Origin of the sequence: Lacrimispora sanguinis, from assembly GCF_044987295.1 — a bacterium.
GTDB lineage: Bacteria > Bacillota > Clostridia > Lachnospirales > Lachnospiraceae > Lacrimispora > Lacrimispora celerecrescens_B.
Genome location: NZ_CP173277.1, coordinates 1,018,484 through 1,033,076, shown reverse-complemented (window position 1 = coordinate 1,033,076; position 14,593 = coordinate 1,018,484). Strand labels below are relative to the sequence as shown.

Here is a 14,593-nt window from a genome sequence, read left to right as displayed (position 1 = left end):
CTTAAAAAAAAGTATGTAAATTTTCCGTAAAATGTGGTAGACTAAATCCGACTCTGAAAATGAAAAGAAATAAGCTGCAAAGAGGTATATCATGAAACTATATGTCAAATGGCTTGGAAGGCTTTTTGCACTTGCTGCCATTATAAATGTCTTTATTGAATTGGCCAGCAGAAAATCTCTGACAAGCCTTGGCTCTTATATATGGAAAAGTTTTCCGGTTTTTCTACTAAACACTTTGATCATCACCCTTCCCTTTACGGTTGTATTTGTGACGAAGCGTAAGGCATTTTCCTGCATTACCATATCGTTACTATGGTGTTTTATGGGAGTGGTTAACGGCATTCTGCTCATCTTCCGCACCACTCCCTTTACTGCGGCTGATTTTCGTCTGGTAAAGTATGCAGTCAGCCTGGCCACGGTTTACTTTACCTGGATGCAGATTATTTTCATCGGGGCTGGCATTGTGTCTGCAGTTATATTTTTAGCCGCAGTTTGGCGCAGAGCGCCTGTTTCTAAGGAAAAGGTACGGTACGGATTTGGAGTAGGACTTATAGCCATAAGCGGGGTGGTTGTTCTGGGAATGACAAGCGCCGCTATGAAAACGGGATTGGTGGCAGTTCATTTTGGCAATATCGGAGAGGCATTTAAAAGCTATGGATTCCCATACTGCTTTTCCAATTCCCTGTTTAACACCGGAATATCCAAGCCGGAGGGATATGGGACTGAGACGATGGAAGAGATCCGGGATGAGGAGCTGGTTCCGGAGAATACCTATGCGCTGTCTGAGGATACAAAGCCGAATGTGATCATGATTCAGCTGGAATCTTTTTTTGATCCTTCCTTATGGAAAAACAATCCGGTCAATTATGATCCCATCCCGTTTTTCCACCACCTTCAACAGAGCTATCCGGGAGGATATTTAAGCGTACCCTCTGTGGGAGCAGGTACCGCAAATACGGAGTTTGAATCAATTACAGGCATGAATCTGGATTTTTTCGGCCCCGGAGAGTACCCCTATAAAACTGTATTAAAGAAAACTCCCTGCGAAAGCGTAGCTTTTGATTTGAAAAACTTAGGTTACAGTGCTCATGCAATCCATAATAATGAGGCCACTTTTTATGACAGAAACCGTGTGTTTTCCCAGCTTGGCTTTGATACCTTTACTCCCATTGAATATATGAATAACATAGAAAGAAACCCAACGGGCTGGTGTAAGGACAAGATTTTAACCGGTGAGATCATCAGGACCCTGGATTCTACGGAAGGACCTGATTTTATCTATACCATTTCCGTTCAGGGGCATGGGAAATATCCAAACTTTGAGTATTACTGCCAGCAGATTGGGGAGATGGATCAGTTTATCCGTTCCCTTGTCAATACCTTAAGGACCAGGAAGGAACCGATCGTTTTGGTCATGTACGGGGATCATTTACCTGGATTTGAGTGGTCGGAGGACGAGATGAAGAACCGTTCCCTGTTTCAAACCGAATATGTAATCTGGAACAACATGAATCTTCCCGTGGAGAAAAAGAATGTGGAGGCTTATCAGCTTGCGGCTCATGTATTGGATCTGCTTAACATTCATGAGGGGACTATGATGAGGTTCCATCAGAAATATTTCAGTAACCCTGAAACAGAAGAAGAAAATTATTTAAGGGATATGAAAACTCTGGAATATGATATTCTTTATGGAGGCCGTGAAGTGTACGGCGGAGAAAGCCCTTACCAGTCCACGGACCTTAAGATGGGAATTGATGATATCATTGTTGACCATGTGGTTTACAATGATTCCAATGTTTTGGTTTACGGAGAAAATTTCACTCCATATTCCAGGATCTGCCTTGATGGAAAGGCTGTGGAAACCACGTTTGTCTGGCCGGAGCTTATTATAGCAAAAGGTGTTCCTGAAAAGAAGATGAAGGATTCAGCGCTTTCCGTTTGGCAGATCGGAAGGGACAAGGTTCCACTGGGAGAGAGCAAAACCCATCACTGGCCGAATAAGATCAGAGATTTGAATTGATTAGAATAAACAGGGAGGCGCAATATTTTTGTGCCCTCCCTGTTTGTGGTTTACATAAAAGCGTATTTCTTAAACAATGTTGTATTACAGCGTGATTAATTCGTATTCCGCATTTCCCAGACCGATTTTCACCGCATGTTCAATGGAGGATTTCCAGTTTGTGTTAGGGTGAGTGTCTTTAAAATGGTCATGGTGATGGCTGCCGTGCTTTTCCAGTATACTTCCGGCCATAACAGGCTGGCGGTTTACGGCATCTGCACAGGCCATATCAAGAGCTACCGGGTCAAAAGAAGCAAACATTCCTACATTAGGAATAATGGGGATATCGTTTTCGGAATGGCAGTCGCAGTAAGGAGATACATCCATAACCAGGCTGATGTGGAAATTTGGCCGGTCTCCGAGAACTGCTTGGGTGTATTCTGCTATTTTATAGTTCAGGATGTCATTGGATTCATCAAAGTCCGTCTCAACGGCATCCACAGGACAGACTCCAATGCAGCGGCCGCAGCCTACGCACTTGTTGTGGTCAATGAATGCCTTTTTATCCTGGAAGGAGATAGCACTGTGGGCACAGTTCTTTTCACAGGCATGACAGCCAATACAGGTTTCTTCACTAACATGGGGTTTCCCGGAGTTATGCATCTCCATTTTTCCTGCCCGTGAGCCGCAGCCCATTCCAATGTTTTTCAAAGCTCCGCCAAAGCCGGTGCTCTCATGGCCTTTAAAATGGGTAAGAGAAATAAAGATATCGGCATCCATAACAGCCTGTCCGATTTTTGCTTCTTTTATGTATTCCCCGTTAATGGGAACCAGGCTTTCGTCAGTTCCTTTTAAACCGTCGGCAATTAAAACATGACATCCGGTTTGGAAGGGGGAAAAGCCATTTTCATAAGCGGTATCCAGGTGGTCCAGGGCATTTTTCCGGCTTCCCACATACAGGGTGTTGCAATCCGTTAAAAATGGTTTTCCGCCTTGGGATTTTATTAGGTCCACGACTGCTTTTGCGTAATTAGGACGGAGAAATGACAGGTTTCCAAGCTCGCCAAAGTGAATCTTTACGGCTGTGTATTTATTCTGAAAATCAATTTGCTCCAGCATTCCGGCAGTTTTTATAAGTCTCTTAAACTTCTGAGGAAGGTTTTCCTGAAAGGTGGCATGAAAGTTCGTATAGTAAACCTTTGATTTTTCCATTTCGGTCTCCTTTAATGAGTGGTATGATACCGCTAATTATACTGTAAATAGTCAGGGAATTCAAGAAGACAATTTGGACTTTATTTCCAGACCTTTTTATGCTAAACTAGGAGAAGAATTCGACTACGGTTCACAGGAGGATATAAGATGAGTCAGAACGGGCGTTCCAGAGAGACGGTTTGCATACAGGGCGGCTGGCAGCCGAAAAGCGGCGATGCCAGGGTGCTTCCGATTTTTCAGAGCACAACATTTAAGTATGATGACAGCGATAAGATGGGAAGGCTGTTTGATTTGGAGGATGAGGGGTATTTTTATACAAGACTGGCTAATCCTACCAATGATGCAGTGGCCTCTAAAATCTGCGAGTTGGAAGGCGGAGAGGCTGCTATGCTGACTTCTTCCGGACAGGCTGCCAATTTTTATGCACTGCTTAACATCTGCCAGGAGGGAGATCATGTAATCAGCTCTGCTACAATCTACGGCGGCTCCACCAATCTGTTTACCGTAACTTTAAAAAAGATGGGGATTGAATCCACTCTGGTGGATCCGGGACTTTCAGAAGAAGAGCTTCAAAAGGCATTTAAGCCAAACACAAAGGCGGTATTTGGTGAAACCATCGGCAATCCGTCTCTTGTGGTTCTTGATATTGAGAAGTTCGCGAGGCTTGCACACAGGCACGGCGTTCCTCTGATTGTGGATAATACGTTTGCAACCCCGATTAACTGCCGTCCCTTTGAATGGGGCGCAGATATAGTCACACATTCTACAACAAAATACATGGATGGCCATGCCACCAGCGTAGGCGGCTGCATCGTTGACAGCGGAAACTTTGACTGGGAAGCTCATGCAGAGCATTATCCGGGGCTTACCTCACCCGATGAATCCTACCATGGTATTGTATACACTCAAAAGTTCGGGAAAAAGGCCTATATTACGAAAGCAACGACTCAGTTGATGAGGGATCTGGGTGCGATTCCCTCCCCAATGAATTCCTTCCTTTTAAACCTTGGTCTGGAAACCCTGCATCTACGGGTTCCCCGTCATTGCGAAAATGCATTGAAGGTAGCCCAGTATTTAAGCTCAAGTGAAGATGTGGCGTGGATCAAGTATCCGGGACTGGAAGGGGACGAATATCATGATCTGGCAAAAAAATATATGCCAGATGGCACTTGCGGTGTAATCTCTTTTGGCTTAAAGGGAGGAAGGGAAGCTGCAGTTAAGTTCATGGATAGACTGAAACTTGCGGCTATTGTGACTCATGTGGCAGATGCACGCACTTCCGTTTTGCATCCGGCAAGTCATACCCACAGACAGCTGACCGATGAACAGCTTGTTGAAGCAGGAGTTGATCCGTCCATGATCCGGCTGAGTGTTGGAATCGAAAATGCAGAGGATATTATGGAAGATATCAGGCAGGCACTGGAGCAGTAAAAGAAAAAGTATGAGGAGCGGGAAGACTGCGGTATCAGCGGTTTTCCCGTTGTTTTTGACGTCTATGAAAAGGATACAGAGCCTGTGAGATGTTGCAAGATAAAGATGCAGGATGTATAATTAATAAGATATGATTCATTGAATTGGCAGCATAGGAGGTGCACAAGATGAAACTGATCAGGAGGATGCTGAGGATTATTTTTGGCCGGACTACGTTTGCGGTCGTTTCTCTTATCATACAAGTGGCTATTCTTTTTGCGGCATACCGCTTTCTAAGCCGTTACCTTGCCTATTTCTATGGTGGTTCTGCTCTGCTCGGTGCATTTGTTATCATTTATATTCTGAACAAAGAGGAAAATCCTAGCTTTAAGCTGGCCTGGATGATCCCAGTCGCAGCGATTCCTGTATTCGGAACGTTTTTTTATCTGTTTGTGGAGCTGCAGATCGTTGGAAAACTAGCAAATAAACGGCTGCGGGTCAACATGGAAAATACGGAAACCTATCTGACCCAGAGCCCAAGGGTCATGGAAGATTTGTCCAGAATCAGCAGGCGCAATGCCAATCTAGCTCATTATATCAAACATTCAGGTCATTACCCAGCATATAAAAATACCAATGTACAGTATTTTCCCCTGGGCGAAACCATGTTTGAAGAGATGAAGAAGGAGCTGGAGGGTGCCAAGCGGTTTATTTTTATGGAGTTTTTCATTGTAGAACGCGGGGAAATGTGGGATGCCATATTGGAAGTTCTGGAGAGAAAGGCAAAAGAGGGGGTGGAAGTCCGGTTCATGTATGATGGCATGTGTTCCCTGGCCCTGCTTCCTTTTAGCTATCCAAAGGAATTACAGGCAAGGGGAATTAATGCAAAGATGTTTTCTCCCATTAAGCCTGCATTTACCACTTACCAGAATAACCGGGACCATAGAAAGATCCTGGTGGTGGACGGTCTTACGGCTTTTACCGGAGGAGTAAACCTGGCAGATGAATATATTAACCGGCGTGTGCGCTTTGGTCATTGGAAAGACACAGGAATCATGCTGAAGGGGGATGCCGTTACCAGCTTTACCATGATGTTTCTGCAGATGTGGAACATTTCTGAAAAAGTGCCTGAGGACTACGGGAAATATTTAAGAGATCCTGAATATTTTTATCCCTTGGAGCTTAACATGGATGGATTTGTGATTCCTTATGGGGACAGTCCTTTGGATCAGGAAACGGTTGGGGAACAAGTTTATTTGGATATCATAAATTCTGCCAGACATTATGTCCACATTATGACGCCATATCTGATTCTGGATTATGAAATGATCCAGGCTCTTACGTATGCCGCCAAGCGGGGCGTGGAGGTGGTCATCGTTATGCCGGGGATACCGGATAAGAAATACGCGTTCTTGCTTGCAAGGTCTCATTATGGAGAGCTGATCAGGGCTGGGGTCCAGATTTATGAGTATATACCAGGCTTTGTTCATGCAAAGGTATACGCAAGCGATGACATCAAAGCAGTAGTCGGAACCATTAATATGGATTTTAGAAGCCTTTACCTTCATTTTGAATGTGCCGTCTACTTGTATCGGAATGAAGTTATTCGGGATATACAGAGAGATTTTCATGACACTCTGGCTCAATGCCGCAGAATCACCATGGAAGATTGCAGAAATTATCCCTGGTATGAAGTGTGGGCAGGGCGGGCGCTCAGACTGTTTGCACCGCTTATGTAGAGCAATAGGAATATACTGTTGTTTATGTAAAAATGCGTCGGAAGCATATACTTCCGACGCATTTTTAAAAATCATATATCTTTAAAAAGACTTTGCATCAGTATTACTGGGAAACCTGGAAAATAGTCATGTGTGCCTGAACTGGGGTCGCACCGTAAGAAACGGTCTGCCCGGTTGTGTTAACGAGTGCAATGGTGGTTGGGATTGCGCCTACAGTAATCAGGGTGATTCCGCTTAACTGACCTGTTACGATTGGCGAGCATGATGCTATACCGCTGCTTCCATTGATCTCTAAAGAGAATTCAACAAAAGTAGCTGGGCCTGCGCCATCTGTAGTTACCCACCAGGATACATAGTAATTTTGTTCTGCATTAAGTGTTGCAACGCCTGTTGTTGTGTTATAAGAAATATTAAGGCTCTGGTTGTTTAAAATGGTATTGAATATTACACGGTTTCCATTTGCTACTGAGGTACCTCCAGTGAGCTGTAAGTCAAATCCACGTAATTGCGTAAATGGTCCTGCAGGTCCAGTCGGTCCGGTAGGTCCTTGAACACCAGTAGCTCCGTCAGCTCCGTCAGCTCCGTCAGCGCCGGTAGCACCGGTAGCACCGGTAGCACCAGTTGGTCCAGTCGGGCCGGTAGGTCCAGTTGGCCCCTGAGGTCCTTGTATTCCCTGAGGTCCTTGTGGTCCCTGAGGTCCTTGTATTCCTTGCGGTCCCTGAGGTCCTTCGGGTCCTTCGGGTCCTTCCGGTCCTTCGGGTCCTTCGGGTCCTTGTATTCCCTGAGGTCCTTGTATTCCCTGAGGTCCCTGAGGTCCTTCGGGTCCTTCGGGTCCTTCGGGTCCTTCCGGTCCTTGTAGTCCTTGTGGTCCCTGAGGTCCTTGTATTCCTTGCAATCCCTGTGGTCCCTGAGCACCAGTTGGTCCAGTCGGTCCAGTTGGTCCCTGAGCGCCAGTAGCGCCGGTCGGTCCAGTCGGTCCCTGAGCACCGGTAGCGCCAGTTGGTCCAGTTGGTCCTTGAGCGCCAGTTGCTCCGGTAGGTCCAGTTGGTCCAGTCGGTCCAGTAGCGCCGGTAGCACCGGTAGCACCAGTCGGCCCAGTCGGTCCAGTTGGCCCCTGAGCGCCGGTAGCACCGGTCGGTCCAGTCGGTCCAGTTGGTCCCTGAGCACCGGTAGCGCCAGTGGGTCCGGTCGGTCCAGTTGGTCCCTGAAGCCCCCTAGGTCCAGTCGGCCCAGTCGGTCCGGTAGGTCCAGTCGGTCCCTGAGCGCCGGTAGCGCCAGTCGGTCCGGTAGGTCCAGTCGGTCCCTGAGCACCGGTAGCGCCAGTCGGCCCAGTCGGTCCAGTAGCGCCGGTAGCACCGGTAGCGCCAGTCGGTCCAGTTGGTCCCTGAGCGCCGGTAGCGCCAGTCGGTCCAGTAGGTCCAGTTGGTCCCTGAGCACCGGTAGCACCGGTCGGTCCGGTAGGTCCAGTTGGCCCCTGAGCGCCAGTAGCACCAGTAGGTCCGGTTGGTCCCTGAGCACCGGTAGCGCCAGTCGGTCCGGTAGGTCCAGTCGGTCCCTGAAGCCCCCTAGGTCCAGTCGGCCCAGTCGGTCCGGTAGGTCCAGTCGGTCCCTGAGCGCCGGTAGCGCCAGTCGGTCCGGTAGGTCCAGTCGGTCCCTGAGCGCCGGTAGCGCCAGTCGGTCCGGTAGGTCCAGTTGGTCCCTGAGCGCCGGTAGCGCCGGTAGGTCCGGTAGGTCCAGTTGGTCCCTGAGCACCGGTAGCGCCGGTAGGTCCGGTAGCACCGGTAGGTCCGGTAGCACCGGTCGGTCCGGTTGGTCCTTGTATTCCCTGAGGTCCCTGAGGTCCTATTGGTCCCTGTGGTCCGGCAGGTCCCTGCGGCCCTTGAGGTCCTTGCGGTCCAGTCGGTCCAGTCGGTCCAGTCGGTCCCTGGATGCCTCTAGGTCCGGTCGGTCCAGTCGGTCCCTGTGGCCCAGTCGGTCCCGTGAAGCCCCTAGGTCCAGTTGGTCCGGTCGGTCCCTGAGGCCCTCTAGGTCCAGTCGGTCCGGTCGGTCCCTGTGGCCCCCTAGGTCCAGTCGGTCCGGTTGGTCCCTGAGGGCCTCTAGGGCCAGTTGGTCCTGGACAGCCTCGGGGGCCTGGGCAACAGCATTCATCACAGCAGCGTCTATCATCCCAATTTCTGCAATTATTCATTATAACTCCCTCCTGTTAAGGTGTGATATTGTGATTTTCTGCTTATAAGCGTTCTATACAAGATAAAAATCAGAATATAAAGGACTTTCGTTCTCCTTTATACCTTATGATATGTATTAAATGACAAGTTTGTTAGAAAATGGTTGAACTTAATAATAGCATCTACATCACTATTAATTGGAAAGGAAATATGCGAGAATAATTGTAAAGAAACTACTGGATTTATAGATAGCAGGAGCAGCAGAGCCAAGGCTTTCCCCATAGGAAATGATTGTAGATAGTTTAACAAGTATAAGTTGAAAATTTGTCTCAACATAAAAATACTCCTTTTCGATAAGAATTTTAACAACATAATACTTATCAAAAAGGAGCGTCTATAATAAGCGGACAAGCCGTTTTATTCTGATGGTATAGAATCAAAAGAACTTTCATAACAGATACCGGTCAATAGATATTAGCTTTAATTTCATTAATCAGAGTATTCAGCCCTAATTCGTTGCAATCGTTAATAAGTCCCATGGTGATAAAACTGCTGTAGAGCTTCTTTGCCTCAATTTTATCATTCATATTTACTGATTGGATCGTTTTTTCGATCAAACTCAAAATTTCATTATTAATTTCACTATTTTTTGTATAGTACAAAGTTAACTTTTGAAGTTCCCTGATAATTGGTTCATTTATTCCGCTTGCCATGACGTTCTGAATGCTAGAAGAAGATTCCTTTTCTATTTCGGTGTTTTCAATGATTTTTCCATCCTCAAGAAAGCTAATTTGAAGTCTTGAAGCCATATTATTTTTTGAAATAAGATTGCTGATTAGGTCGTAGGCCTGGAGGGTAAATTCCTCATTCTTACAAACAAATGAGTAAATTACACCGGAGCTGATTTCAAAATTGATCCCTATGGAACTTTCCTGTTTCCGATGCCAGTAAAACCAGGCGATAGGGTATAGGATCAGAGCCAGCAGTATCCCAATGATGCTTGCAGGGCTGGAACCAGACAAAGCTATGAGTAGTAGGATGAGTACAAAATGGTAAGGAAATGTTTTATCTGAACAGCTTCCCATCCATATATGAGAAATATTTGCAGTTTTAATCATATGATTTTCCCATCTGAGCGTATTTTCTTCAATGGTTATGGTAGAGTTTTTAAATCTTAAATTTGTTTGATTTTTCATGAAATTCCCCTCTAAACAATTCCACTATTATTTTCAATGATAGATGCAATGAGAATTGGATTTGTTATCATAATGGTGCCAATCGTATCAAAGCCCATAATTTCCACATATACACTGTAATTTAAGCATCTGCAACTCATGGAGTCTTGATCATAGGCAATGAAAGAAAAGGTATTTGTTTCCCTGCTATCATCATTTCTGCTGTAAACCAGACTGGAACTGACAGGTGTTAAAGCCGTCAGATCATTTCCTTGTTTAAACAACTGAAATCTGAGATGCATACGGGCGCTGGTGGTAAGGATATTACAGGAAAAGTTAAAATGAATTAAAAAATTCCTGTAGCTAAATGTATCTATATTTAGCGAAGCTACGTTATATGTAGCGTTTTTTTCTGTATGTTCAGGTAAAATGATACCTCCCATAGCAGAACATTTTATTAAGGCCCGATTTGCTGGAGATGAATCACAGGAACACTCCTGAACATTTTGTATACACTGGCTGTGGTTAAGTATTTTGGGCTGGATTGGCTGGGGAAGCTGCATATTCCTATTGGGTGTATTACGATATGAAAAAATAGGACGGCATGACATACTGAATAAGCGGTTATACATAATGGCCACAGCTCCTTATTTGAATGCTCATAGATAGAGTATTCAACCAGGTTTGGCCAAACACTCTATCTATGATAGAAAGTTAATTTATGCAGCTATTGGACATGCATCCCTTGTACCTACCATTTGAACCAAGAATTAGAAGCAGTCATTATCTACAATAATTGCAGCAAGGGTAGCATTGTTAATAGCAGTAACGCCAACCGTAGCAACGCCAGCAACCGTAGCAACTACGCTGTAAGTGCAGCAGTCATCGTTGCACAGATCACAGTCGCAAACGAAGAAGGTGAAGGTGTTAGCATCAGTAATAGCTACAAGCCGTGAGAAAGTCCAGATTGGTCCTACGGGAATAGGAGTCAGTATGCCTTTACACTGTTTGAATACCTGGAAATTCAGAGTAATTACAGCAGCGGTAGTAACGATATTACTTGCAAATTCAAATTTAATGCATGGGTTTTTTAAAGCTTTTGTATCAACGTTTACAGTGGCCAGAGTAAATGCAGCACCGGCAATTGTTGCCAATGGAATGGTTACGCCTCCCTGGCTGCCGCATTTTAATATAGTTCTGTTTGGCTTTAAGTGCTTTCTGGGACGCTCACATACGATATTGCAGTTGCAGTCCTCACATTCATCACAATCGCATTCACATATTCTCATATCAAGATCATTCATGATGTGACCTCCATTTTGCTTAATAATTAGGAATGTTTCGTTATACCATCATGGTATACTACATTATATTATAAAGAAGAAAATATGCTACAACTCAATAGACAAATCTCTTATGATGTCATAATTTGGTCGCCGTTTCCTGCAATTAGCGGATCCTTAAGGTCAGATCCTTATGATCCATAGTAACCAGTAACCGGTATACATCATGCTTCCATGAAGTTTTCAAACGTTCATCCGTTATTGGAATCACTTCTTTTTGTATTCTTACTGCACCTTCGATAAGAAGGCTGCCTAAATTACCGATCTGTACGGTATTTTCACTTATCATGGGTTCCTCGTAGAACATAAGAGACAGTACGGGGCGCGGGAGATCTCCTTCGTAATGATCGGTTATCGTGATTTCTTTTCCTTTTTCCAGTACAGCGTTTCGGGTGTAGGATTTAATTCGTTCATCCGGGTAGGCAGCTTCTAAATCCATGGTAATATGGCAGACAGAGGTGCCTAATTGATGGTTCACGTTTTTTGCCCGGTAATCAGATCCATCCCTTTGCATGATCTGGGTCCCGCCGTCAAAAAAGGTAGGCAGATTGTGATACCGGGACTGCATGGTCCAGATGTCATACCGGTCTTTTGAAAAGGTTTTTTTCGTATAGGTCTCCACCCCAACGTCTATAAACATAGGTTTCCCGTCTTTGTAAATAGTAAAGCTCCCTGTATCGTTGTGATTATGGCTGTCGTCATTATCCCCGGCTTTTACGGCCAGATAAAGATGCTCATCTCTGGCTATGAAAAGACCCACGCTTTCAAACCAGAAGTCACGGTGAACAATGGGAGATTTGGCAAAGGAAATCATTTCCCCGTGGGTAAAAACTGTCTGCAAACGGTAAAACAGGTTATGTTCCTCTATGGTTAAAGGATCTTCACTGTTCTGGTAATCCTCTGCGGCAAAGGACATCAGTTCCTCATTTTTCGTCCGCTTGCCAAAGAGAAATTCCCTGGCTCCGCATCGTCCGGCAATGGGGGAGCAGTCGGCGAAATTCACGTAATAGACATCATGAATATGAGCGGTCAGTATGTAGGAGGCAATGTTTTTGATCTTTTCGATTTTGTATGCAGGAAGAAAGGCATTATCTGAAACTCCATTTAAAACCTCAAGGCAGTTAAACAGGCACAAACCTGCGTGGCGGTAGTATTGGGCACCTTCATCACAGCAGCCGTCATCCCCATATTCTGCCAGGAAATAGTCAATGCTTTTGCATGCCTTTTTAAATATATCCTCCATCTGGGTCTGGGGAAGTTCTCTTGTAAAGGCGGAGAGAAGCACGTTTTGGGTACACCAGACAGTCCAGTTGTTCATGTGGCTGATCCCGTCACCCATCCACCAGAAGTGTTCATTCAGATAAGGAGTGAAAATTCTCTCCTCAAGATTTTTATTAATCATCTTTGAAAGAAAAGGAGTGACGGAATCAAGCTCCTGTCTTAAAAGATACTCTGCCACGGCCAGTACGGAGGCTGTTTCCGCTGCAAACAGATCAATAACTGGGCGGGTAACATCAGGAAGAATAGAAGGCGGTGTATCACGGATGTAGGAGTTATGGGCAGGAAGCTGCCATGCATTTTCCTCACAGATCAAAGATAGTCCGTTGATGATATCATCAAGGAACCGCCCCTTATATTCTGCGCATTCAGCCAGGACCAGGGCATTGAGAGCGGTCCTTCTTAAGAACAGCTTATCTTGAAAACGGCTCCTGTTTCCGTTTCTGGTAAATTCCATATAATCGACAGCAGTTAAAGAAGGATAGTCAAAGTTTAAATAAGCTTCTCCGTTTTTGATGAGGCGGCTTGTCAGCTCCTCCGGCAGAGAATCCCAGGATTTCCGGTCAGAAGCCTGGGGAAAGGGGGAAAAGCAGGATAAAGGTTTTTTTCGGTCATTTGCAAATTCTGTAATCATGGCATTTATACTCCTTATTTGTTTTCGTCAGGGTTTATTGTATTTTGCTGTATAAATTCACGGGGAGAAAGCCCGGTGACTTTTTTAAAAACCTTACTGAAATAAAAGGCACTTTCAAAGCCCAGCTGATCAGCTGCCTCATAGATTTTCATGTCCTGTTCCATAAGGAGGGCCTTGGCCCGGTTGACCTTCGCCTGAGCAATATATTCGGAAAAACCGATCCCGCAGTTTTTCTTAAACAGGATGCTTAAATAATTAGGGCTTAAACCGAATACTCCTGCCACTTCGTTTAAGGTCAGCTTTTCTGATACATGGTTGTTGATGTATTTTTGTACATTGGTTATGACATGAGCTTTATAGGTTTTTCGTTTGGATTTTAACACTTCACAAAGGCCGTCCCGGAAAATCGTCATCCATTCGGCAATCTGGCCTACATTCGTAAAACGGTAGATGGAGCGGTAACCGTCACTGTAGGAAGAAAAAATCTCCGTCATATTTTCCTCTCCGTCAGGCAGAAGGGAGAGCGCCAAGTAAAGGATGTTGCAGGCTCCGTCTGCAGCCTGGGAAAACCGCAGGGGATGAGTTTCAAACAGTTTAATGATTTCGGTCAGAGTACGGGATAGAACATCCGTATCAAACTCATTGAAGGCCTTGGTTATCTCACTTTTAAATACGGAGATGTTGAAAGCATTGCGGATCGATGCGGTATCATCGCTTGAGAACATGACGATGGGCTGTGCGGTACCAGCCCGTCCAAATGCCTGGCGGGCTTCCTGATAGGATTCGCTGATTTTTAAGGGCTGGTTCACAGGAGTCCCGATTCCCGTTAGAATCGTAACGTTAAAATAGTTCCGGATCATATCCGCAACATTGCAAAACGCATCAAAAACAGTTTCTTTTCTATAATCTGCTAATTCAGAGAGGTGAAATACCACTGCAAAGTGTTTCATATCCAGACTTACCACGTAGGCAGGAAGATGCCTTCCGATAATTTCCTTTGCCATTTGCAAAGCACTGTTATAAAGGTTTATGAGTTTTCCATAATCCATTTCCTTGCTGGTTCCTTCCTGGATCTGGCAAAGGGCGGTAAAATAACAGGTTTCCGTAAAATCCAGCCTTAAATCTTTAGACTGAAGCTCGAACTGTTCCTCGCTGTCAAAGAGGTTATGCAAGAGCCGCATAAAAAATTTTTCGTAATAGCTCTGTAATAATGGACGTCCGGAATCCTTGTAACCTATGGAGACCTGAAGGGTTTCCAGGCGGGAGAGGGCCTTTTTGACAGCTTCCTCCAGTGCCTTGGCGTTTAATTCCAGCTTAATTAAATAATCTACGGCTTCATAGGTCATTGCCTCCTTGATGAGCTGGAACTCTTCGTAGCTTGTTAGAAAAATAAACAGGGGGATCTTTCCGTAGGTTTCCCGGCAGGTCTTTGCCAGGGTAAGCCCGTTCATGATTGGCATGCGGATGTCGGTAATGACAATTTCCGGCGAATATTCCGCGATCATTTCAAGGGCATCCTGCCCGTTCATAGCAGTTCCGCAGATCTCAATGCCGTAATCCGCCCAGTTTATCATGGATTTTATTCCGATCTGAACCAATGGCTCATCATCTGCAATCAATAATTTCGTCATATAT

10 protein-coding genes are annotated in these 14,593 nt (G+C 45.3%); 3 read left to right on the top strand and 7 right to left on the bottom strand.

Features of this window, described 5'->3' with window-relative positions; translation table 11 throughout:
- The first annotated feature begins 91 nt into the window (after positions 1 to 91).
- Entirely contained in the window at positions 92 to 2,020 is a 1,929-nt protein-coding gene (locus ACHZES_RS04820) for an LTA synthase family protein (protein ID WP_038282416.1), read from the top strand.
- 84 nt (positions 2,021 to 2,104) lie between these two features.
- On the opposite strand, the gene ACHZES_RS04815 is transcribed toward ACHZES_RS04820, so the two are convergent.
- Positions 2,105 to 3,211 carry a DUF362 domain-containing protein gene (locus ACHZES_RS04815; RefSeq protein ID WP_395547725.1) on the bottom strand — a complete coding sequence of 369 codons (1,107 nt, stop codon included), beginning with the start codon at positions 3,209 to 3,211 and terminating at the stop codon, positions 2,105 to 2,107.
- Positions 3,212 to 3,358: 147 nt separating this feature from the next.
- Between ACHZES_RS04815 and ACHZES_RS04810 the strand changes: the two genes are divergently transcribed.
- The gene (locus tag ACHZES_RS04810) at positions 3,359 to 4,642 is read left to right on the top strand and encodes an O-acetylhomoserine aminocarboxypropyltransferase/cysteine synthase family protein (protein ID WP_395547726.1); all 1,284 of its coding nucleotides are present in this window, start codon (positions 3,359 to 3,361) and stop codon (positions 4,640 to 4,642) included.
- A 167-nt stretch (positions 4,643 to 4,809) separates the two neighbouring features.
- On the top strand, positions 4,810 to 6,360 hold the full coding sequence (cls, locus tag ACHZES_RS04805; RefSeq protein ID WP_038282411.1) for a cardiolipin synthase: 1,551 nt from the start codon (positions 4,810 to 4,812) through the stop codon (positions 6,358 to 6,360).
- A 103-nt stretch (positions 6,361 to 6,463) separates the two neighbouring features.
- Here cls and ACHZES_RS04800 read toward each other — a convergent pair whose 3' ends face one another.
- The 6 genes from ACHZES_RS04800 to ACHZES_RS04775 form a co-directional block, all read right to left on the bottom strand.
- Entirely contained in the window at positions 6,464 to 8,548 is a 2,085-nt protein-coding gene (locus tag ACHZES_RS04800; protein ID WP_404820329.1) for a collagen-like protein, read from the bottom strand.
- Positions 8,549 to 8,992: 444 nt separating this feature from the next.
- On the bottom strand, positions 8,993 to 9,724 hold the full coding sequence (locus tag ACHZES_RS04795; RefSeq protein WP_395547728.1) for a hypothetical protein: 732 nt from the start codon (positions 9,722 to 9,724) through the stop codon (positions 8,993 to 8,995).
- Between the two features lie 11 nt (positions 9,725 to 9,735).
- Positions 9,736 to 10,146: a DUF4489 domain-containing protein gene (locus tag ACHZES_RS04790; RefSeq protein ID WP_166429739.1), complete on the bottom strand. Its 411-nt coding sequence runs from the start codon at positions 10,144 to 10,146 to the stop codon at positions 9,736 to 9,738.
- A 327-nt stretch (positions 10,147 to 10,473) separates the two neighbouring features.
- Positions 10,474 to 11,007 carry a DUF4489 domain-containing protein gene (locus ACHZES_RS04785; RefSeq protein WP_154524445.1) on the bottom strand — a complete coding sequence of 178 codons (534 nt, stop codon included), beginning with the start codon at positions 11,005 to 11,007 and terminating at the stop codon, positions 10,474 to 10,476.
- Positions 11,008 to 11,152: 145 nt separating this feature from the next.
- Positions 11,153 to 12,958 carry a heparinase II/III family protein gene (locus ACHZES_RS04780; protein WP_395547729.1) on the bottom strand — a complete coding sequence of 602 codons (1,806 nt, stop codon included), beginning with the start codon at positions 12,956 to 12,958 and terminating at the stop codon, positions 11,153 to 11,155.
- Positions 12,959 to 12,972: 14 nt separating this feature from the next.
- Positions 12,973 to 14,589 (bottom strand): AraC family transcriptional regulator, encoded by a 1,617-nt coding sequence (locus tag ACHZES_RS04775; protein ID WP_154524441.1) that lies wholly within the window; start codon positions 14,587 to 14,589, stop codon positions 12,973 to 12,975.
- Positions 14,590 to 14,593: the final 4 nt, after the last annotated feature.

Excerpts from the sequence above, each read along its gene's own strand:
- ACHZES_RS04775 (WP_154524441.1), bottom strand. The coding sequence starts at position 14,589 with ATGACGAAATTATTGATTGCAGATGATGAGCCATTGGTTCAGATCGGA.
- ACHZES_RS04790 (WP_166429739.1), bottom strand. The coding sequence starts at position 10,146 with ATGGGAGGTATCATTTTACCTGAACATACAGAAAAAAACGCTACATAT.
- cls (WP_038282411.1), top strand. The coding sequence starts at position 4,810 with ATGAAACTGATCAGGAGGATGCTGAGGATTATTTTTGGCCGGACTACG.
- ACHZES_RS04795 (WP_395547728.1), bottom strand. The coding sequence starts at position 9,724 with ATGAAAAATCAAACAAATTTAAGATTTAAAAACTCTACCATAACCATT.
- ACHZES_RS04780 (WP_395547729.1), bottom strand. The coding sequence starts at position 12,958 with ATGATTACAGAATTTGCAAATGACCGAAAAAAACCTTTATCCTGCTTT.
- ACHZES_RS04810 (WP_395547726.1), top strand. The coding sequence starts at position 3,359 with ATGAGTCAGAACGGGCGTTCCAGAGAGACGGTTTGCATACAGGGCGGC.
- ACHZES_RS04800 (WP_404820329.1), bottom strand. The coding sequence starts at position 8,548 with ATGAATAATTGCAGAAATTGGGATGATAGACGCTGCTGTGATGAATGC.
- ACHZES_RS04820 (WP_038282416.1), top strand. The coding sequence starts at position 92 with ATGAAACTATATGTCAAATGGCTTGGAAGGCTTTTTGCACTTGCTGCC.
- ACHZES_RS04785 (WP_154524445.1), bottom strand. The coding sequence starts at position 11,007 with ATGAATGATCTTGATATGAGAATATGTGAATGCGATTGTGATGAATGT.
- ACHZES_RS04815 (WP_395547725.1), bottom strand. The coding sequence starts at position 3,211 with ATGGAAAAATCAAAGGTTTACTATACGAACTTTCATGCCACCTTTCAG.